Origin of the sequence: Arenibacter troitsensis (assembly GCF_900177645.1) — a bacterium.
GTDB lineage: Bacteria > Bacteroidota > Bacteroidia > Flavobacteriales > Flavobacteriaceae > Arenibacter > Arenibacter troitsensis.
Window position 1 is genome coordinate 92,734 of record NZ_FXAO01000009.1, and the last position, 20,175, is coordinate 112,908.

Below are 20,175 nucleotides of genomic sequence, written 5' to 3' on the forward strand. Positions count from 1 at the left end.
CCCTTAATTTAATGAAAATGACCAAGTATGTAATATGCGAATGGTTTAACAATGTATTCTATGAAGGCTACAGTTTTAAATAAAACATTGGGTTATAGTTTTTACGAAACCTATACAATGTTAAAAAAAAGGATAAAACAAAACGGGTTTTTATTGCTACATGAAATAAATACCCAAAATATAGTTGCCAAACAGGGTATAATTATTCCAAAATTGATTCAATTACTGTTCTTTGAACCAAAATATGTAGGTCAAATAATGGAAAATGATCCATTGGCTATCAATGATATCCCATTAAAATTTGTGATAAGAAACCTGGGTAATGGACATACCGAGGTAAGTTTTCAAAATCCCATTGGGAATCTACAGGATTATAATCTTGATGAAGAAATGTTAAATGACCTCTATAGGCGAATTAATCAATTACTGAATTTTTAAAAATATCCATAAAATCAAAAAGAAATGAATAAAACAGCAATCGTTGTACTATCGGATCCAAAAGATGGTTCTGATGAAGCATTAGGTCGAGTATTTAATGCCCTAGGGACAGTTTATGAGTTCAAAGAGGCTAATGAGGAAGTAAAAATTATTTTTCAAGGGGCAGGAACTAGATGGCCGGAAATCCTACAAAAAGAAGATCATCCTGCCAACGCATTGTATAAGGCAATAGAAGACAAAATAGAAGGAATTTCCTGCGCTTGCGCGGATGTCTTTGGTGCTGATGCCTCAGGGCTTGATCTAATAAAAAATAATCCTTTGCCTGGTTCTGTTGGTTCAAGTAGTTATCTGGCACTACAAAACGATGGCTACACGATAATCAATTTTTGAGGTAAAAGTTAACCCTCTCAAAGTGGGAGTTTTTCCAATCGTTTAAACATTGAACTTACAAAACTATGATCAAAATAAAGTGAATAGCATGCACACAACATTTCACTCTGGAGAAATAGAAATACAGAAAATGACTGGTGAGGTATCAATAGCAGATTCCAACGCTAGAATGATAAAGGATACCATCATTAAAGGAGCCATTAAATTTATTGAAAAGCAATCCATGGTAATAGTGAGTTCTATTGACAAAAGCAATCAGGTATGGACATCCATTTTGGTTGGTGATGCTGGTTTTGCTGAGGTTCCCGTTTCCAATTCTTTGTCTATCAACTTGGAGAATGTACATAGTGATCAGCAAGATATTTTTTATAAGAACATTGTAAATGGCAATCAGATCGGAACCTTATTTATTGAGCTTGCTACTAGAAGAAGATTTCGAATCAATGGAACATTAGCCTTGAAAGGGAACAAGATCAACATTACTATTTTGGAGGCATATCCCAATTGTCCCAAGTATATTCAGCAAAGAACCATCCAACAACCCAATGTGCAAAGACAGGTTGATATAAAAAAGAAATATGGGCATTCATTGGATATGGATTTACAAAACTGGATTTCTTCCTCTGACACCTTTTTTGTGGGAAGTATTAGTAACTCAGGTAGCCTTGACGCTTCCCACAGAGGGGGCAAAAAGGGTTTTGTGGAAGTCCTGGACGATAACACCTTAAAAGTACCTGACTATCCAGGCAACAGTTTGTTCAATACCATGGGCAATGTCGCTCAAAATAACAAAACCGGGATATTGTTTATCGATTTTGCAAACAAAAGAACCTTACAGCTGACAGGAAAATCTGAGCTGGTATTTAACCAAAACTCAGCAATTGATTTGGAAAAAACAGGTGGCACTGGTCGTTTTTGGACATTTAAGGTTTTAGAATGGATCATGACCGAAAATCAACATGATGCAAATTGGGAATTTATAGGGAATTCACCCTTTAATCCTTAGTTAGCGCTAAGCTAAATTTTTCATTAACTATTTGGAAACTGTTAAACAGTACAATAATAAACCTAGACCATATAGTAGGGATAGGAAGTAATTAATTTAATAAAATTTGATTTTGATGGACAGGAGATTATTGGGGAATATTTTACTTATTCTGCTTTTAATATTGATAGGTTCAGGAATGCTAATGTATTTAATGCCATTTGATAAAAGAGTAGCATCAATACACACCTTTTTTGCTATGCTTTTTATATTGGCAATGGTGTTTCATATTGTAAACAATAAAAAACCCTTGAAAAATTACATCGTCGGAAAAAGACTTTCAAAACTTAATAAATTGCAATTTCCATTGTTTTCCATGATCGCCTTTCTTTTGACATTGGGGCTCTATTTCAATATTAGTGTTCTCAATGATGTATATGCTTTTGGCAATGAAATGAGGAATTCGCGATTGGGGAAAATAGAAAAGTCCTTCGATTTTCAAATTATAACCCTAGACAACACTGTTGGGGACAGAAACATTGGTATTGAACTCCAAAAAGGAGATGCATTCAAATATCCTTTGTTTGCGGTTTGGATAGAGAATATAGAAGGGGAATACATACAGACCCTTTATATTTCTAGAGTTATATCCTCCAGTACTTTTGATTACGGCAACAAGGTCAATGGCAAATGGGAACCTGCCCTAATTAGGCGACCCGAATCGTTACCATATTGGTCTCACAAAAGAGGTATACAAGCCGCAGACGGACTCTACATACCCATGGGAAATTCAGAGGATATTGATGCCTATTCCGGAGCAACGCCAACTGGAAGTTTTATAATTAACTCTAGAGGCAATTTTAGTTTGAGGAATTACAGAATAATGTTAGAGGTAAACCAATCATATGATTGGAATGAATATTACACCAAGGATAAATTCCCTAATGATAAAATATATTCTGGATCAGGACAGGTCGGACAACCTTCCTTGATTTATGCCGCTGAGGTTATTGCTTCAGACTTTGAATCGACCAAATACTACGTGATGGATTTAATAGGCCATGGCCATCATTCGGGCGCTAATGGCACATTGTACAAGGATCTCTCCCATATAACAACAGCTAAACAAATAGCGGAACGCATAATAATATCGGTTGATTAGAACAGCTTCCCTGGCAAACATACGAAGGGCACTTCTAACTGAATAAGTAAATAATATGTAATTATTCAGTTTATATACTGAACACAGAACGATATCAAAAATATTCTGTCGGGTTATGCCAATACACAACATATATGTTTTGGTTTTTGCGAATAGAGTTGAAAGCTATTCGAAACAGTTAAAGCCATTACCCGGCACGCTGTTGAAAATATAAGTGATTCTAACCAATAGTGATCAACCTCTTTTCGACACAGAAAAAAGCCAATAATAAATTGGGATTTAATATTAACAAAAAAATGTAATTATGAATTTTAAATTTTTATTTCGGGGACTTGTCCTTTTTACCTTAATGACAAACTTAAGTTGTAACAGTGATGATGATCATGTAGATATTGGAGCAACCACCAATAGTTTTACGGTCACTATTAAAAATGTATTTCAAGAGAAGGAGTATTTCAAAAACGGTACTACGGGCCTAATTCAACCAGGCATGTCAGAATCCTTTTCTTTTGAAGCAGGTAGGGGACATTACTTAAGTCTTGCCACTATGTTTGTCCAATCCAACGATCTATTTTATGCACCAGATGATAACGGAATGGCGTTATACGATAGTGATGGAAATGCTGTAACAGGTAATGTAACCTCCATGTTTAACCTGTGGGATGCAGGAACAGAGGTAAATGAGGAACCTGGGGTTGGTGAAAATCAGGCTCCTAGACAAAGTGGTCCAAATACTGGGGTGGTTGAAAACGGTACCGTTGAGCTCATTGGCAACGTAGAGGACGGTTTTACCTATCCTGAAGACGAAGCAGTAATAAAAGTTTCGTTGGAGCATGATGGCGAAACAATGTTTACGGTAACCATTGAAAATGTATCTGGAACATCCCCGCTTCCCACCCCCTTGGCCCCAGGAACTTGGGTAGTCCATAACAGTGGACAATCACCATTGTTCTCAGAGGGAAGTGCTTCTACTGAAGGTCTGGAAAGAGTTGCTGAAGACGGGAACAATGCAATTTTGGAAGAGTCCTTGGCTTCGAATAGCGGTTACGTATCACCATTTGCCCCAGGATCGTTTGGAATCAACGACCCTGTATTCACTTCTGGTGAAGCTTCAAACGAGGCATTGGAGGGTTTAGCTGAGGATGGTAGTCCTGTTGGCTTTTCACTTATTTTTAACACGCCCGATGGTGGTAGTTCTCCCGGACCTATTTTTCCTGGTAATTCCTATTCCTTTGAATTTGAGGCAACGGAAGGAGATTTGCTGTCTTTTGCTACCATGTTGGTTCAATCCAATGACTGGTTTGTTGGTTCCGAAGGCATACAATTATACAATAACGGGACTCCAGTTTCTGGGGATATAACCAATTTAATTGGATTATTTGATGCGGGAACCGAAACGGACGAATATGCCGGTGCCGGGAATAATCAACCTGTACGGCAAACCGGCCCAAATACAGGTGCGAATGAAGAAGGGGTAATTGAAGTTGAAACAAATCCTGGAAGTCATGTGCCCAATGTGTCCGAAATGGTCAAGGTCACTATTAATCCCAATTAAGAACGACATCAAGTTTATACAATTGCTATATAGCTCGTAACTTATATACTAGGAAAATGAAAAAACGGCCAATAAATGGCCGTTTTGTTTTCTTTGGATTAAGAATATACCATGGATTTTGCCCCTTTATGAAAATTATGTATCTCTGGGTTAACGCTTCCTTTTCAATAGTAACTAAATACCTGGAACATCCCAGTTAGTTTCCTATGCCTTTGTAAAGGATTATTGCATAGATGTAGTCGCTATTTATCCAAAGACATTATTATTCCCAATCGGTATAACCTTCTGGTCCAGGAGTGTATAGTTTATCAACATCTGGAGCGGATAGCTCTTTACCCGTTTTAAATTTTTCGATTAAATCGGGGTTAGCGATAAATGCCCTACCTACATATATTAGATCAAATCCATCCTTCAATAATTCTTCGGCCTTATCCGCACTCCAAACGTCACCACCTCCTAACATAGTACCGTTAAAGTTTTCTCCTATAATTTTCAGATTTCTGTTGCAAATTCGGGGGCGGATATGGCTGCACCTTGGTCTTCAATGCGGATATAGGCAATTCCCATTTTGGATAGTTCTTGGCCCAATAGCATCAACTCCCTTTTGAGTAGTATCTAAGGTGAACTTTGCTCTATTTTTAAAATTTCCACCGTATTCATCAGTTCGTTGATTTGTACCTGCGTCTAAAAATTGTTCCAATAAGTAACCATTTGCACTAGGCACTTCTATTCCATCAATACCAGCTTCAATAAATTTGGTCGCAGCCGATACAAATTCCTCTTGCGCCTGTTTAATATCAGAAAGCGACATTTCTTTTGGAACATCATGCGGTTGCATACCCTCTTGATCGGTGTACATTTCCATTGACGTTAAAGGTATGGATGCAGGTGCTACAGTTCTGCCTCCTTTAGGTAAATTTAAAGATGCTGAAACAAGTCCTGTATGGAAAAGCTGTACAAAGAATTTCTCCTCTTTTACATGTACACCATTAGCAATATTTTTCCAACCATCAATTTGCTGGCAGGTATAAGCAGATGGAATTCGAGGGTATCCGGTTCCATTGGCTGAAACACCGGTAGCTTCAGAAAGAATTAAGCCTGCGTCTGCGCGTTGGGAATAATACTCTTTCATTAAATCATTTGGAATATTGTTGATGGCCCTACTTCTTGTCATAGGAGCCATAACAATTTTGTTCTTTAATTCTAATCCTGATAAGGAAAAAGGTTCAAAAACTTGCATTGCCATTATTTTTAAAAATAAATTTAAATGGTTTCATTCTTATAAAAATGAGCCTAGGTAATCCTAATTAGGTAGCGCGCGATAGTATCCTTTTCAAGAACATCTATGCACCTTTTATGATGGCTATAAGCTTGAATGCTTAACATACAGCTCAAAATATAAATTGGCTTTAGGGAAAAATGATATGGATATCTAATATTGCACAATACAATGTTTTAGTCTAATGTCTATAGACTGTACTCAACACTTTTTGTGTATGTCGATACCAATTAATAACTTCGGTGTGGCCGTAATTCGAGTGTTAATGTCTTTTATTTTTGATTCATCTTAATGATACTCTACTTACTGCTTTTACCTAGATGCTTTCCTCAATTAGGGCGGATTCGATTACCCTTCAACTTCGATCGGGGCGGTCTCATTAATCCGTGCATTATGGCTTAAGTCGGTCGTAAACTAAAAATTAACTCCTATCAACCCGCAAAAAATGCGGTTATGCTAAACGTGGATAACAATTGGTATTTATGAAAGAACAACTTATCAAAACCATTACAAAATACATTAAATTAAGTTCCGAAGAAGAAAATTTAATTGAGGCCTTTTGGACAGAGAAAACTCTTGAGAAAGGAGATTATCTTTTGAGAAATGGAGAAACTTGCCGAACTGATAATTTTATTGTCAATGGAACTTTGAAGGCTTTTTATATAAATCCGGAAACAGGCAAGGAGGAGATCTTGTATTTTGCAATAGAGAATTGGTGGGCAACGGATATTGAAAGTTTTCAAAAACAAAGCCCTTCGATTTACAACATTCAAGCCATTGAAAATACCACACTACTACAAATCCGCTTTAACTCATTTCAAGAAATGTTAAAGCAAATACCAAAACTTGAGCGCTTTTTTAGAATTATCCTCGAAAATTATCTTGGGAGTTTACAGAGGAGAATAATTTTAAATAACACGCTTGATGCAGAACAACGGTATATAGATTTTTTGAAAAATTACCCAAAAATTTCAGGTAAAGTACCAAATTATCTAATCGCTTCTTATTTGGGGATTACACCCGAGTTTTTGAGTAGGATGCGCAAAAAAATCAAATCATCTTAAACTACATCAATTTTTATTACCTACCCAATTCGGAACTTTGTTTCATAATCTAAATATAAGGCTATGAACAATGTATTAATCATCAACGCAAGTGTAAGAAAAGAAAAATCGCACAGTAGAAAACTAACACAACTTTTTGTGGATAACTGGAAAAAGAAAAATCCTAACGACAATTTTACGCATCGAGAAGTTGGGTTAGAGGAAATCCCGGCAATCAATGAAAAATGGATTGCAAGCGCGTTTGTAAAACCAAATGAAAGGACAAAAGAAAACCAGTCTGGTGTTGAGTTAAGCAATAAATTAATTAAAGAGTTCAAGGAGCATAATATTTATGTGTTGGGAACGCCAATGTATAATTGGTCAATTCCGAGTGGACTTAAGTCTTACATCGACCAACTTATGAGAATTAACGAAACTTGGAAATTCCGTTCAGGCGAGCCAGACGGAGATTATGTAGGAATTCTTGAAAACAAGAAAATGTTCATTCTGTCGAGTCGTGGAGATACAGGTTATGGGGAAAATGAGAAAAACCAGCATATGAATTTCCAAACAACCTATTTGAAATTCGTTTTCGGAATTATGGGCATAAAAGACATTTCTATAATATCATTGGATAATGAGGAGTTTGGTGGAGAAATTTTTGAGAACTCTAAAAAAGAAATCTACCAAAGGATTGAACAGATTTAATCAATGAATTCTGATTTTGACCTATAGAAACATATCATCATTAAGCAATTCCAGGATCAATCCCAAAAGTTGTGTGTGAATTACAAAAAGATATAACTGACCAACTCAAGTTAGTGTTCTGTTCATTTTTTGCATCGCCCAAAAAACGAACCAAAAAACGCTAGGCTGATTTTAAATTTCTTTAAATCTACGCAATTTCCACAGCCGCGCCGCCCAGGCCGCTTTCACTAAGGTGAAATGCTCTATGGACGGCTTCCCACGACCAGTGTGAAAACCACTCGATTTAAGACGAAATTGAAAATAGGCCGGTCCTTTGTTCCGTCGACCTTCATGTGGGGATAAGTCATTGTCCGTTATTCAATACCTCTGGGAATTCTCCTGAAGGTCTATGGTTCGGTAGTTCTTCTTCCGTAGTGGAGATGGCATGGCCGTTAAGAATTATTGAAGCCCTGGAAATAATTTAGGCCATGGCATCGGCCCTTAAAATCCTAAGATTTTAGGGGCCACCTAGTGAAGAAGAGTCTTTTCTTTTGTTTCGTTTTCTTTGGACAAGCAAAGAAAATGAAAGAATGATTTAATGGTTGGTTTTTCTAGATTGCTCCTATTAATTAAAACTATTGTTCAAAAAACATGAGTGATCAAATTAATCCTAACTTTACATAAATACAACAATTGTTCCTGATCCCAATTCCTATCGGTGGAATTTGATATATTAGAAAATTTAAAAAGCCCGAAAACATAATGTTTACGGGCTTTTGGTGGAATTTGCGCAATTCCTGGCGGAGAAAGAGGAACTGCAACCCTCCACATACTGTACTTATTATCAGCTACTTACAATTTTAAAAATCATTAATACTCACCTAATTACGCACCTAATAAATCTTAACATTTCGCCTGCTTGTCTTCCAACATATAGAACTTCCGTCAGTCAATCTGAGAATATATTTTTTTCAATTAAAATGAATACTTGGTACTAAACCTAAGAAGTTATTCTTTTGTGTTTTCTAAATTGGATTTAAAAATTTTGCAACCCAGTTGCACTAAAATTCAATTACCTTTGCAATTCAAATGAAAATATTTGTTTCCATATCAATGTCATTTATATTTCTTCTTCAAGGAGTGGCAATGGATATGGACTTATGTGAACAAATTGAAAAAATATCGCATTTCGTTGAACATTATCAAGATCACAGGGAGTACGATGGAGATTCATTTTTTGAGTACGTGGTAGAGGATTATTTCAATACAGACGGCGATAAGGAAGGCCATCATACGGGTTCGGAAAAAGAAAAAACTCCTACTCATACCCATAACCAGTGCTGCCACCCGATAGTATTTATCGCCCCCGCCAATTCAGTTTCAATTAAGTCGATAAGATTGGAAAACAGCATTGAATTTGGCCAATATCCGTTCCAATTCAATTCCAGATTTCTGGAATCACTTTACCAACCCCCCAGGGCATAAATCGGGTTTTATAGGATAATTCTATCTTGTTTTGATGCTTACATTGTAGTAAGTATCGTTGTTGTTTTTCGCTACTGCGAAAGCATTCTTACATTTTTTTAACCGATAAATGCTTTAATCCATGATCAACAGAATCATTGATTTTTCAATCAATAATAAACTAATTATTGGCTTGTTTACCCTGCTCATTACCGGCTGGGGAATTTACTCGCTCAATCAAATACCTATCGATGCCGTACCCGATATTACAAATAACCAGGTACAGGTAATTACCACTTCCCAAAATCTGGCTGCACAAGAAGTAGAGCAGTTCATCACCTATCCGGTAGAATTGGCAATGGCCAATATTCCCGGGGTGGTGGAAATCCGTTCAATATCCCGGTTTGGACTTTCAGTAGTTACCGTTGTCTTCGAGGAAAGCATGGGAACCTATCTTCCTCGGCAATTGGTCAACGAAAAATTAAAGGAGGCCGAAGAGAACATTGGTTCAGATCTTGGCACACCTTCCATCGGCCCTATTTCTACCGGACTTGGGGAAATCTATCAATACACGCTGGAAGTTGAACCTGGTTACGAATCCCAATACGACGCGGTAAAATTACGGAGCATTCAGGACTGGATCGTAAAACGCCAGTTGAGCATGACTCCCGGCGTAGTTGAAATAAGTAGTTGGGGCGGCTTTATCAAGCAGTATGAAGTGGCCATTGACCCTTCTGTGCTTAACTCGTACAATCTCACCTTAACAGAAGTATTCAACGCCCTGCAACAGAACAATGCCAATACTGGAGGAAGCTATATTGAAAAAGGCCCTGAGCTATTTTACATACGTAGTAAAGGTCTTGCCAATGATTTTGAAAATATACGACAAACTGTAATTACTAACAGGAACGGTGTGCCTCTCACCATAGGTCAGATCGGAAAAGTAGGCATTGGCAAAGCACCACGCTACGGTGCCGCCACAAAGGATGGAAAAGGTGAAACTGTTGTAGGTATTGTGATGATGCTCAAGAATGCAAATTCTGCAGATGTCATTGCACGGGTAAAGGAAAATGTAGCACGAATCCAACAGACATTACCGGAAGGAATTACTATCAAACCTTTTCTTGACCGGACCCGACTTGTTGAAAAAACCACATCGACCATTTCAGAGAATTTGATTATAGGCGGACTGATCGTAATATTCTTCCTGGTATTCCTCCTGGGGACTTGGCGTTCAGGTCTTATCGTAGCATCCGTAATTCCCCTTTCTATGTTATTTGCATTGGGCATGATGAACACCTTTGGGGTATCGGCCAATCTCATGAGCTTGGGAGCCATCGATTTTGGAATCATTGTCGACGGTGCGGTTATAATTATTGAAGCTATGGTTGTTCTACTGGTTGGCCGTCTTGCCAAACTCAAAGCCCTTTCCAAGGAAGAACGGAAAACAGAATTAAATAAAATTGCGTTGAAATCATCTTCCCAGATGATGAATGCGGCTATTTTTGGTCAGATTATTATTCTGATTGTCTTTATTCCAATCCTAACACTTACAGGCATCGAGGGAAAAATGTTCCGGCCCATGGCGCTCGTTTTTGGTTTTGCCATTGTTGGTGCCATGATACTATGTCTGACCTACGTTCCAATGATTGCATCCAGCCTATTGTATTCCAAAAAATTGGATAAAAAAACGTGGGGCGATAAATTTATGGGTTGGATGGAGCGTAAGTATCGTCCAGTTCTGGATTGGGCATTGTCCGCTAAAAAAGTTGTGGTAATAGGTGCGGTAGCTCTTTTAGGAATCGCCATTTTCATATTTTCTACACTCGGGGGAGAATTTATCCCAAAGCTGGATGAAGGCGATTTCGCCCTGGAAACCCGAATGGCACCAGGTACTTCCCTTACTGAAATGACAAAAAACATGACCAAACTGGAAGCAATTTTATTGGATAAATTTCCAGAAGTAAAGACCGTGGTCACAAAAATTGGGGCTGGCGAAATCCCTACGGATCCTATGCCTATTGAAGGGGCCGATATCATGGTTAGTCTAAAGAACAAGGATGAATGGGTGTCAGCAGAAAGCAAGGATGAACTCGCCGAACGGATGGAAGAAGCGTTATCTGTACTGCCCGGTGTTGATGTGGAATTTTCACAACCCATAGAGATGCGTTTCAACGAACTCATGACGGGGGTAAAACAGGATATCGCGGTAAAAATATACGGGGAGGATCTGGAATTGTTGCAAGTAAAAGGAAACCAAGCTGCAGAAATTATCAGGGGCATTAATGGTGCAGCCAATGTTCGTGTGGAACAGGTGGTTGGTCTTCCGCAGATCGTTATCGATTATAGGCGCCCTAGAATGGCGGAATATGGCCTTACTATATCCGAACTCAACCGGATCGTCAGTACAGCATTTGCAGGAGCAACTGCGGGCAAGGTTTTTGAAGGTGAAAGAAGGTTCGACCTTACTGTCCGGCTTCAGGAAAAATCCAGAGAGGGCATCACGTCCATTCAAAATCTTTACGTTCCACTTGCAAACGGGCAAAAAATTCCGCTCAAGGAAGTGGCCGACATCAGTTTTGAAGATGCTCCTGCCCAGATTTCGCGGGATGATACAAGTAGGCGTATTGTTATCGGTGTCAATGTGCGTAACCGGGACACACAATCCCTTGTAGAGGAAATGCAAAATACCATACAAAAACAACTGGACCTGCCACCGGGCTATTCGGTAACATATGGAGGAGAGTTTGAAAACTTGCAGCGAGCACAAAAAAGGCTTTCATTGGTCGTTCCCTTGGCTTTGGTACTCATATTTATTATCCTGTTCATCAGCCTTCGTTCCCTAAAACAATCGTTACTGATTTACACAGCCATTCCTTTTGCAGCTGTAGGCGGGGTGTTCGCACTTTGGCTTCGCGGGATGCCATTCAGTATTTCGGCCGGTGTCGGTTTTATAGCCCTATTTGGGGTAGCTGTGTTAAACGGTCTCATATTGATAAGTAGTCTGAACGAACTTAAAGCCGATGGAGTGAACGATTTAAAAACCCGGATCAGAAAAGCGACTAAATCGCGATTGCGTCCTATTTTCCTTACGGCCGTAACAGATATAGTTGGTTTTCTGCCCATGGCGCTTTCCAGTTCATCTGGCGCTGAAGTGCAGCGGCCTTTGGCCACCGTTGTCATTGGGGGATTGTTTACGGCTACTGTACTAACATTAGTAGTTTTACCAGTATTGTACAGCTGGTTCGAAAAATCCAAAAATAGGAAGATAAATCCGGCAATGGCAATCGTATTGGTCTTTGCCCTGTTCTCGTTTTCCGCCCAAGGGCAAACGACCCAAGACAGTATAGGTATTTCCCTGTCTCAACTTAAGGAACGGGCGATGGCCAATAATCCAATGCTCAAGGCAGATAGCTTGAACATATCCAAAAATAAGAAGTTGCAAGGAACGGCATTCAATCCATCGAATACCAACTTTTTCTATTCGGAAGAGGAAGTGCCAGGCAATGGTGCGGGTCAATCCAATCTTGGCAGCGGTATCCATAGTTACGGAGTGGGCCAAAGCTTTGATTTCCCGACCACATATATCCAACGTTCACAGTTATTGAAACAAAGGACCGTGGTAGCAGAAAAAGGGTATGAATTGCAACGAAACGAACTGGAAAAACAGTTGGCAACGGCGTATTTTAAATGGGTCAATGGTTGGCAAAAAGTGAAATTCTATGGCCAACTGGACAGTTTATATGGCAATTTTGAGAAAGCTGCCAAACTTCGTTTTGAAACAGGAGAGACCACTAAATTGGAGCAATTGAATGCCAGTAGCAAACGAAAACTAATTTCACTGAAACTGAAAGAGGTCCAGATTCTCTACAAATCTGCAATTCTGGAACTGGAACAGTTAACATTTTCTGAAATTTTAGAAGGAGCACACCCTAATGAAATAAAGTATTTGCCCATCTTACCAACAGAGAGTGTATACCAATCTATTGATGATAACGCTTTTCTATCTTATCGGAACGAGTTGGTAAATCTTGCAAAGGAAGCAACCGATGTCCAACAATCCCAATGGTTACCAGATATCAACCTTCAATATTCTTCTCAGACCGTTAATGGCATTAATGGGTTCTATGGCTTTCAGGCAGGAATAAGCATTCCGTTAATTTTCAATTCCCAAAAAGCGAATGTTCATGCCTTGAAGATAGAAAGGATGCAGCAAGAGGAATTGATGAATAGCGAAAAACTGAACATACAAAAACGGCTGGCCACTGCAATCGCAAATTATGATCAATGGGTTCAGCAGGTCGACTACTATGAAAAAACAGGGTTACCTATGAGCACTGAATTATTGGAAGGTGCATCGCTTTCCTTTAATGTTGGAGGTATTGATTATATGGAATATATACAGAGCCTTTCCGAAGCTACGAATATAAAAACCAATTGGTTCGATGCCTTGCTCAATTATAATTTATCGGTTGTAGAACTGAAATATTTAACTGTCAATAATAAATAAGATGAAACATATATCAATAATAGCGGTCTTAGGATGCGCAATTTTATCCCTAGTAAGCTGTAAGAACGATCAAAAGGACATTGCTGCAACAAAAACAGAAAAATCGGAAGAGGAACATCTGGAGGAAGACCACATTGGTTTAACCCAATCCCAGGCGGAAGATGCCGGAATTACCTACGGTACCTTCAGTCAAAAGGAAGTAGAAGTTCCAATTGAGGCCAACGGAAGCATAGAATTGCCTCCCAATAATATTGCTTCCATTTCTTCATTATTGGATGGATTTGTGGTCAAGATCAATTTCCTGGAAGGTGATATCGTTAAAATGGGGCAAGTATTGGTTGAATTGAAAGACCCGGCCTATATCCAACTTCAACAGGAATATTTGAGCGTTTATGGTCGACTAAAGTACTTGGAACAAGAACAGGAACGTCAGCAAATTCTCAATGATGCTGATGTGGGCGCAAAGAAGAACCTGCAACAGGCAAAGTCCGAGTTTTCATCCAAAAAATCTGAACTTGCAGCTTTGAAAGAGCAATTAAATTACCTGGGAATAAGTGCAAAAGCCATTGAGAACGGTGAGATTCAGAACCGAGTATATCTGCGAGCACCTTTTGGGGGTACGGTTACATCGATTTCTGCCCATAATGGCGTAAAAGTGATGTCCGGCCAGGAAATAATGCAGGTAATCAATCGGGAACATATGCACTTGGAGCTACAACTCTTCCAGAAGGATATTCCCAAGATCAAGAAAGGACAAAAGGTACAGTTTAGCATTCCGGCATTTGAGGACAGTCCAGTATTTGATGGTGAAGTTTCCCTAGTGGGCAAAAACCTGGATGTAGTTTCCAAAACTATTAGGGTGCACGCACATTTCAAGGAAAATGAAATGCTGATTCCTGGGCTTTATACAGAGGCAAAGATTATGCAGGATAACAAAAAGGCAAGGGTCTTACCAACGTCCGCAATCATTATGGATAAAGGAACCTCCTATTTTTTTATCAAAACCTTTAATAATGAGGGCGAAATCAAATTTGAAAAAGTAGCTTTTGAGCCGGGTATTAAATCTGCAGACTATATTCAGATAAAAAATTATGATAAAATACGGGACACAACTGCCATTGTCTTGAATGGGGCATTTACATTAAAAGCGGTAATGAACAAAGCAGTAGGCGGGCATCATGATTAATTGATATGTTAATAATAAAAAAATTAAAGGCGAAGGCCAAAAAATTAATGCTGGATTTAGTTGTCCTCCATTTGGCCTATCAGAATTCAAAAACACCCTGGACTGCAAAGGCTATAATTGTTATTACTTTGGGCTATGTCCTTAGCCCAATTGACCTGATACCAGATTTTATTCCAATACTGGGATTGTTGGATGATTTAATTTTGTTGCCATTGGGCATCTATTTGGCGATAAAGCTAATACCAAAGGAAGTTTTGGAGACCAGTCGGATACTGGCCAAAACGTATGAATGGGAGAGAAAAAAAAGTGTGATGGCTGTACTCATTATCGCCCTAATCTGGATTGGCATCGCCTGCACCACAATCAATTTAATTCTTTATAATAAATACTAGAATGACCGAAATTGAAAAAACATTGGAAAACAATGGAATACGACCAACAGCGATGCGTATTCTCATATATAAATTTATGGCTAAAAAGGAAGTGGCGATAGCACTTACAGATATAGAAAATGCCTTTGTTAAAGCTGAAAGAACAACATTATACAGGACACTAAAAACCTTTGAGGACAAGGGGATTGTTCATCATATTGATGATGGTACAGGTATCTCAAAATATGCCTTATGCGAACAAGGATGTAATTGCGAGCTGGACCAAGACCTACATTTACATTTTCATTGTAGTAATTGCGATAAAACAGTTTGCTTAACGGATCATAAAATTCCTCATATCAACTTACCCAGCGGTTACATCGCCGAGGATGCAAACTTGGTGATAACGGGAATTTGTGAGAAGTGTAGCGGCCAATAAATGCACGTCCATTGCACTCTTATTTTTAAGAACTTGATATCCAATATGAAAAAGAAAAAAGTAAACTTACGCGATTTAGAAACCAAGGAACATCGAAGCGAGCACAGTCACGCCCGCCAGCCGGGGCTGGATGATGGCCATAATCACAGTAGTCCTAAAAAAATATCCAATTTTAGAACTTACCTACCTGCGATTTTCAGCTTTGTTATGCTGATAATCGGAATTGCCATTGATTATTTTGAAGCCATTCCTTTCTTTAGTGGATGGTTCAGAATCGTTTGGTTTTCAGTAGCTTATATACCTGTAGGGTTTCCGGTAATTAAAGAAGGTTGGAATAGTATTAAAAAGGGGGATTTCTTTACGGAATTCTTCTTGATGTCCATTGCAACTTTGGGGGCATTTGCTATAGGCGAATATCCGGAAGGTGTGGCCGTGATGTTATTCTATGCTGTGGGCGAATTGTTCCAGAATGCCGCTGTCAACCGTGCTAAGGGAAACATCAAAGCTTTGCTGGACGTACGCCCCAATGAAGCACTGGTATTTCGCGATGGCGACTTTATTTCCGTCAATCCAGAAACGGTTGCTATAGGTGAGAAGATTCAGGTACGAGTGGGGGAGAAAGTACCGCTTGATGGTATGCTACTTTCTGAAAAAGGTTCGTTTAATACGGCAGCCTTGACAGGAGAAAGCAAACCCGATACCATTGCAAAGGATGAAAAGGTATTTGCCGGTAGCATCAACCTCGATGGTGTTATAGAAATGGAAACGACAAAGGAATTTAAGGACAGTTCCATAGCACGAATTTTGGATATGGTACAGAACGCCACCGCCCGAAAGTCCAAAACGGAGCTTTTTATCAGAAAGTTTGCACGGATTTATACCCCCATCGTTGTTTTCCTAGCTATCGGGCTGACATTCCTGCCCTACTTTTTTGTAGGTGATTACGTGTTCCGTGAATGGCTCTACCGTGCGCTGATTTTCTTAGTGATTTCCTGCCCTTGTGCCTTGGTCATTTCCATTCCGCTAGGATATTTTGGGGGTCTAGGTGCAGCTTCCCGAAATGGGATTCTCTTTAAAGGTGCATCCTTCCTAGATGCGATGACCAAGGTAAAAACCATCGTAATGGATAAAACGGGAACCGTTACTAAAGGGGTCTTTAAAATCAAGGAAGTTGTAACCAGCTCGGCTTTTACCGAATCGGAATTTGTGCAGTACCTAATGTCGATGGAAGAACAATCCACCCATCCCATTGCAAAGGCAATTTTGGAATACAAGGCTGAGGGTGCTGATTTTGAAGCGACCGAGGTTACCGAAGTCGCCGGGAAAGGGTTAAAAGGAACGGTCAATGGAAGAACCGTGTTGGTGGGAAATAAGGCCTTAATGACCTCTAACAAAATAGAAGTAAGTTCAGAAACAGATAGTATCGTAGAATCAATTGTAATGGTTGCCATTGATGGAAAATTTGCAGGCTATGTGACCATTGCGGATGAACTAAAGAACGATGCGCATCAAGCCATAAAGCAAATTAGGCAATCAGGGATTTCCAAAATCATCATGCTTTCTGGCGATAAGGATTCCATAACCCAGCAGGTAGCAAAAGAATTGAAAATCGATTGGGCGAAGGGTGGTCTATTACCTGAAGATAAACTTAACGAAGTCGAAAAACTAAAAAAGCAGCTCGATACCAAAGTTGCATTTATTGGCGATGGTATTAACGATGCACCTGTGTTGGCGGCAAGTGATGTAGGAATTGCTATGGGAGGTCTTGGCAGCGATGTGGCTATTGAGACTGCAGATGTTATTATCCAAAACGACCAACCGAGTAAGATTGCACGTGCTATTCAAATAGGGCGTTCCACACGACGAATTGTTTGGCAAAACATTGGTCTTGCCTTTGGCGTAAAAGTGTTGGTAATGGCTCTAGGGGCGTTCGGAATAGCGACAATGTGGGAAGCTGTTTTTGCTGATGTCGGGGTGGCCTTTTTGGCAATACTCAATGCCATTCGCCTTCAAAAAAAAGTGTGGCACTAATTATCAATTGGAAAAAAACCAATAAATAGGATTAAGTATATGTCTCAAAGTAGGAGAAAGAGGAGAGAAAATAAGACACCGGAAAAACATAAGGATCGGACGGTGACCAAAAAGGACAGATTATATGGCACCCTCGTAATTGCTGGAATATTTATCATAGGATTTATAGTATATTTTTTCGATGCTATTTTTTATTTCTTTTACCTGCTTTTCTCCGATAAGTAAAATCGTGAAATGGGTATAGTGTAAATTACAGGATATAAATATTATAGCAATAGTTTGGGAAAACGAAATGTTCAAGAATGCGTAACTTATCCTCTAACATCACATAGCCAATGATTTTGCTTACTAATTTTTCTAAATTGGTTGTCACCATACTTGCAATATTAAATCCTTTATGTTTCAAAAAATGAAAAGTAGCAAAAATTTGCCTCAAATATTGAATTAGTATCTAAAAGTAGATGTTGTGCAAAACTTTCATCGAAATAATCGCAAAATCTAATTAAATATACCTTTTTTGGCACATTCCCCATGCTAAAAACTAGATTCTTGGGACTGCTAGAGTTTATATTTCATAGGAAAAACCTTTTTTTTACTATAGCCCAATCAAAATTTTAAAAAAGCTTTACATCTGTTTAAAATTAAATCGGAAAAGTTATCTTTGTTTTTGATGCAAAAGTACAATCACATAAAAGCATTATTCTTTTTAGGCCTGTTCAGCTTTATGATGCTGCATCAAGCCTTTCCTCATTTGCATCATCAACATGAGGAAACACATTCCCATTCAGTTATTGCACATACGGGCGAACACCATCACAATGATGACCATTCCCAAGAAGACGAAAATTCACCTTTAGGTTTCTTTGGATTCTTTTTGGATATGCACGTCCATTCTACGGTGTCGAGCGAAATTGGATTATTTAATGGGGACATTGTTGAAAATCAGACCATTATTGGTGAAGAGATTGCTAATGGTGTTTTTGATATTCAAGGTCTTTTTTTAATTGATGATGGGCAAAATAGAGCATCTCCTATTTATCATCCACCGAATACTTATTTTAATTCTTATCTCTCATGCCTCGATACACGAGGTCCCCCATATTTAGGTTAATCGATTAGGAATACTTACCGCTATGGTAGTAATCCTTTTATAAATTTTGATTAAACCTAAAATTCACAAACAATGAATAAACATATAGTATTCGCTATTTGCGGATGCCTGTTTTTTGTTAGTGGTTTCTCTCAAAACAGAAATTTGGAGGAATTACTTGCTGAAATAGAACAGAATAATACCGAGTTACAAGGCTATCAATCCTATATTGAAAGTCAACAGCTCGAAAACAAGAGCACCAACAATTTGCCGGACCCACAGCTATCTGGCTATTATTTGCCTTTTGGCGATAATACCGCAGATACTTATACGGAATATCAAATATCACAATCTTTTGAGTTCCCAACGGTATACGCTGCAAGGGGTAAGTGGAACGATTTAAGATCGGAGCAACTACAAACTGCCTATACGAAAAGGAGACAGTTGGTGCTATTAAATGCGAAGGAGTAACTTATAGAACTTGCTTTCTTAAAGAAGCAAAAAGGCATTGAGGCCGAAAGAAGGTCCCAAGGTAAACAGGTATTTGATCAGATTAAGGAGCTCTATGACAAGGAGCAGGTAGGTATTTTAGATTTGAATAAAGCCAAAGTTGCCTGGATTCAGGAACAATTTGTCGTTGAACAAATCGAAAACGACATCCAGATTCTAATTTCCAAACTTAAAACCTTAAATGGCGACAAACCATTGGATGGACTTTCATTGCAAATTGTTTTGCCCGTTAAAATAGGAAGCATGGACAAGCTTTGGCAGGAAAAAGTAGCCAACGACCCTTCGCTCCTAGAATTGAAGACGAATGAGGTTGCCTCCTTGCAAAAAATGAAATTGGAGCAAAACAAGGTACTTCCAAATGTCGCTCTAGGCTACAACTATCAAGGAGTAAATGGAAATAATTATTCGGGATTTTATGGGGGACTTTCCATTCCCATATGGGGCAGTAAAAACAGGGTGAAAGCTGCACAAGCAAACCATGAGTATCAGCAAACGAATACCCAAGTAATAACAAATACCCTTTACACCCAATTTCAAGAATCTTTTAATCGCTACCAATTGATGCACTCAAAGTATAATGAGTATCAAGCGACGATGAGTAATTTAGAAAGTGAAAAATTACTTTTTAAAGCCTATATGTTGGGCGAGTATTCTTTTATGGATTATTATGTAGAGCTCCAATTTTACCGAAATGCATCAGATAAAATGCTGCAAATGGAAAAAGAGTTGCATTTGCTCCAGGCACAATTATTAAAACATCAATTATAAAATTTAAAATAAAACATTATGAAAATTTTTAAAATAGTATACGCAGTAGCCCTAGTTTCAACAGTTGCCTTAACTTCTTGTAGAGACACAATATCAAAGACAGAAAGTACGGAAGAGCACGGTCATGACCACGATGCAAACGGCGGTCATATGCACGAGGAAACTATAGAACAAGAAGAGTTCCATGTTGATAAGGACTCTATGGCAATTAAACCTGAAACCCATAAACATGATGATGGTTCTGAGCACCACAATCATTAAAATATA

At 38.7% G+C, this 20,175-nt stretch carries 19 protein-coding genes; 17 read left to right on the forward strand and 2 right to left on the reverse strand.

The window, feature by feature from the left end; translation table 11 throughout:
• The first annotated feature begins 60 nt into the window (after nt 1-60).
• The 5 genes from B9Y87_RS18390 to B9Y87_RS18410 all read left to right on the forward strand — a co-directional run bounded on the left by B9Y87_RS18390 (nt 61) and on the right by B9Y87_RS18410 (nt 4,530).
• The gene (locus tag B9Y87_RS18390) at nt 61-438 is read left to right on the forward strand and encodes a DUF302 domain-containing protein (RefSeq protein WP_176225675.1); all 378 of its coding nucleotides are present in this window, start codon (nt 61-63) and stop codon (nt 436-438) included.
• Between the two features lie 24 nt (nt 439-462).
• Nucleotides 463-828, forward strand: coding sequence for a DsrE family protein (locus B9Y87_RS18395; protein WP_085500436.1), 366 nt, complete (start codon nt 463-465; stop codon nt 826-828).
• Nucleotides 829-916: 88 nt separating this feature from the next.
• Nucleotides 917-1,834: a PNPOx family protein gene (locus B9Y87_RS18400; protein ID WP_139827285.1), complete on the forward strand. Its 918-nt coding sequence runs from the start codon at nt 917-919 to the stop codon at nt 1,832-1,834.
• 115 nt (nt 1,835-1,949) lie between these two features.
• Nucleotides 1,950-2,975, forward strand: a complete 1,026-nt coding sequence (locus tag B9Y87_RS18405) for a hypothetical protein (RefSeq protein ID WP_085500438.1) — start codon at nt 1,950-1,952, stop codon at nt 2,973-2,975.
• Nucleotides 2,976-3,279: 304 nt separating this feature from the next.
• On the forward strand, nt 3,280-4,530 hold the full coding sequence (locus tag B9Y87_RS18410; protein WP_085500439.1) for a spondin domain-containing protein: 1,251 nt from the start codon (nt 3,280-3,282) through the stop codon (nt 4,528-4,530).
• 262 nt (nt 4,531-4,792) lie between these two features.
• Here B9Y87_RS18410 and B9Y87_RS21860 read toward each other — a convergent pair whose 3' ends face one another.
• Both B9Y87_RS21860 and B9Y87_RS18415 read right to left on the reverse strand, forming a co-directional pair.
• Nucleotides 4,793-4,993 (reverse strand): hypothetical protein, encoded by a 201-nt coding sequence (locus B9Y87_RS21860; protein WP_139827286.1) that lies wholly within the window; start codon nt 4,991-4,993, stop codon nt 4,793-4,795.
• Nucleotides 4,994-5,071: 78 nt separating this feature from the next.
• Complete coding sequence (locus B9Y87_RS18415) at nt 5,072-5,770, reverse strand: oxidoreductase (protein WP_176225676.1); 699 nt, start codon at nt 5,768-5,770, stop codon at nt 5,072-5,074.
• 521 nt (nt 5,771-6,291) lie between these two features.
• On the opposite strand from B9Y87_RS18415, the gene B9Y87_RS18420 reads away from it, so the two are divergent.
• From B9Y87_RS18420 to B9Y87_RS18485, 12 genes are all read left to right on the forward strand, one after another.
• On the forward strand, nt 6,292-6,873 hold the full coding sequence (locus tag B9Y87_RS18420) for a Crp/Fnr family transcriptional regulator (protein WP_085500440.1): 582 nt from the start codon (nt 6,292-6,294) through the stop codon (nt 6,871-6,873).
• 63 nt (nt 6,874-6,936) lie between these two features.
• Complete coding sequence (locus B9Y87_RS18425; protein WP_085500441.1) at nt 6,937-7,560, forward strand: FMN-dependent NADH-azoreductase; 624 nt, start codon at nt 6,937-6,939, stop codon at nt 7,558-7,560.
• Nucleotides 7,561-8,652: 1,092 nt separating this feature from the next.
• Entirely contained in the window at nt 8,653-9,024 is a 372-nt protein-coding gene (locus tag B9Y87_RS18435; protein ID WP_085500443.1) for a hypothetical protein, read from the forward strand.
• 121 nt (nt 9,025-9,145) lie between these two features.
• Nucleotides 9,146-13,513 carry a CusA/CzcA family heavy metal efflux RND transporter gene (locus B9Y87_RS18440; RefSeq protein WP_085500444.1) on the forward strand — a complete coding sequence of 1,456 codons (4,368 nt, stop codon included), beginning with the start codon at nt 9,146-9,148 and terminating at the stop codon, nt 13,511-13,513.
• A gap of 1 nt (nt 13,514) precedes the next feature.
• Nucleotides 13,515-14,699, forward strand: coding sequence for an efflux RND transporter periplasmic adaptor subunit (locus B9Y87_RS18445; RefSeq protein WP_085500445.1), 1,185 nt, complete (start codon nt 13,515-13,517; stop codon nt 14,697-14,699).
• A 5-nt stretch (nt 14,700-14,704) separates the two neighbouring features.
• A complete protein-coding gene (locus B9Y87_RS18450; protein ID WP_085500446.1) occupies nt 14,705-15,091 on the forward strand; it encodes a YkvA family protein in 387 nt (128 codons plus the stop codon).
• 1 nt (nt 15,092) lies between these two features.
• Nucleotides 15,093-15,509: a Fur family transcriptional regulator gene (locus tag B9Y87_RS18455; RefSeq protein WP_085500447.1), complete on the forward strand. Its 417-nt coding sequence runs from the start codon at nt 15,093-15,095 to the stop codon at nt 15,507-15,509.
• A gap of 45 nt (nt 15,510-15,554) precedes the next feature.
• A complete protein-coding gene (locus tag B9Y87_RS18460; protein ID WP_085500448.1) occupies nt 15,555-17,540 on the forward strand; it encodes a heavy metal translocating P-type ATPase in 1,986 nt (661 codons plus the stop codon).
• A 670-nt stretch (nt 17,541-18,210) separates the two neighbouring features.
• Nucleotides 18,211-18,651, forward strand: a complete 441-nt coding sequence (locus B9Y87_RS18475) for a hypothetical protein (RefSeq protein WP_085500451.1) — start codon at nt 18,211-18,213, stop codon at nt 18,649-18,651.
• Nucleotides 18,652-18,723: 72 nt separating this feature from the next.
• Complete coding sequence (locus B9Y87_RS22245; protein WP_245808745.1) at nt 18,724-19,101, forward strand: hypothetical protein; 378 nt, start codon at nt 18,724-18,726, stop codon at nt 19,099-19,101.
• A gap of 123 nt (nt 19,102-19,224) precedes the next feature.
• Nucleotides 19,225-19,908 carry a TolC family protein gene (locus B9Y87_RS22250; protein ID WP_245808746.1) on the forward strand — a complete coding sequence of 228 codons (684 nt, stop codon included), beginning with the start codon at nt 19,225-19,227 and terminating at the stop codon, nt 19,906-19,908.
• Nucleotides 19,909-19,926: 18 nt separating this feature from the next.
• Entirely contained in the window at nt 19,927-20,169 is a 243-nt protein-coding gene (locus B9Y87_RS18485; protein ID WP_085500452.1) for a hypothetical protein, read from the forward strand.
• Nucleotides 20,170-20,175 lie beyond the last annotated feature (6 nt).

What these genes read in the sequence shown, in the direction of transcription:
- B9Y87_RS22245 (WP_245808745.1), top strand. Translation starts at nt 18,724, where the DNA reads ATGAATAAACATATAGTATTCGCTATTTGCGGATGCCTGTTTTTTGTT.
- B9Y87_RS18410 (WP_085500439.1), top strand. Translation starts at nt 3,280, where the DNA reads ATGAATTTTAAATTTTTATTTCGGGGACTTGTCCTTTTTACCTTAATG.
- B9Y87_RS21860 (WP_139827286.1), bottom strand. Translation starts at nt 4,993, where the DNA reads ATGTTAGGAGGTGGTGACGTTTGGAGTGCGGATAAGGCCGAAGAATTA.
- B9Y87_RS18400 (WP_139827285.1), top strand. Translation starts at nt 917, where the DNA reads ATGCACACAACATTTCACTCTGGAGAAATAGAAATACAGAAAATGACT.
- B9Y87_RS18405 (WP_085500438.1), top strand. Translation starts at nt 1,950, where the DNA reads ATGGACAGGAGATTATTGGGGAATATTTTACTTATTCTGCTTTTAATA.
- B9Y87_RS18485 (WP_085500452.1), top strand. Translation starts at nt 19,927, where the DNA reads ATGAAAATTTTTAAAATAGTATACGCAGTAGCCCTAGTTTCAACAGTT.
- B9Y87_RS18440 (WP_085500444.1), top strand. Translation starts at nt 9,146, where the DNA reads ATGATCAACAGAATCATTGATTTTTCAATCAATAATAAACTAATTATT.
- B9Y87_RS18445 (WP_085500445.1), top strand. Translation starts at nt 13,515, where the DNA reads ATGAAACATATATCAATAATAGCGGTCTTAGGATGCGCAATTTTATCC.
- B9Y87_RS18475 (WP_085500451.1), top strand. Translation starts at nt 18,211, where the DNA reads ATGCAAAAGTACAATCACATAAAAGCATTATTCTTTTTAGGCCTGTTC.
- B9Y87_RS18435 (WP_085500443.1), top strand. Translation starts at nt 8,653, where the DNA reads ATGTCATTTATATTTCTTCTTCAAGGAGTGGCAATGGATATGGACTTA.
- B9Y87_RS18390 (WP_176225675.1), top strand. Translation starts at nt 61, where the DNA reads ATGAAGGCTACAGTTTTAAATAAAACATTGGGTTATAGTTTTTACGAA.
- B9Y87_RS18455 (WP_085500447.1), top strand. Translation starts at nt 15,093, where the DNA reads ATGACCGAAATTGAAAAAACATTGGAAAACAATGGAATACGACCAACA.
- B9Y87_RS18395 (WP_085500436.1), top strand. Translation starts at nt 463, where the DNA reads ATGAATAAAACAGCAATCGTTGTACTATCGGATCCAAAAGATGGTTCT.
- B9Y87_RS18425 (WP_085500441.1), top strand. Translation starts at nt 6,937, where the DNA reads ATGAACAATGTATTAATCATCAACGCAAGTGTAAGAAAAGAAAAATCG.
- B9Y87_RS18415 (WP_176225676.1), bottom strand. Translation starts at nt 5,770, where the DNA reads ATGCAAGTTTTTGAACCTTTTTCCTTATCAGGATTAGAATTAAAGAAC.
- B9Y87_RS18420 (WP_085500440.1), top strand. Translation starts at nt 6,292, where the DNA reads ATGAAAGAACAACTTATCAAAACCATTACAAAATACATTAAATTAAGT.
- B9Y87_RS18460 (WP_085500448.1), top strand. Translation starts at nt 15,555, where the DNA reads ATGAAAAAGAAAAAAGTAAACTTACGCGATTTAGAAACCAAGGAACAT.
- B9Y87_RS18450 (WP_085500446.1), top strand. Translation starts at nt 14,705, where the DNA reads ATGTTAATAATAAAAAAATTAAAGGCGAAGGCCAAAAAATTAATGCTG.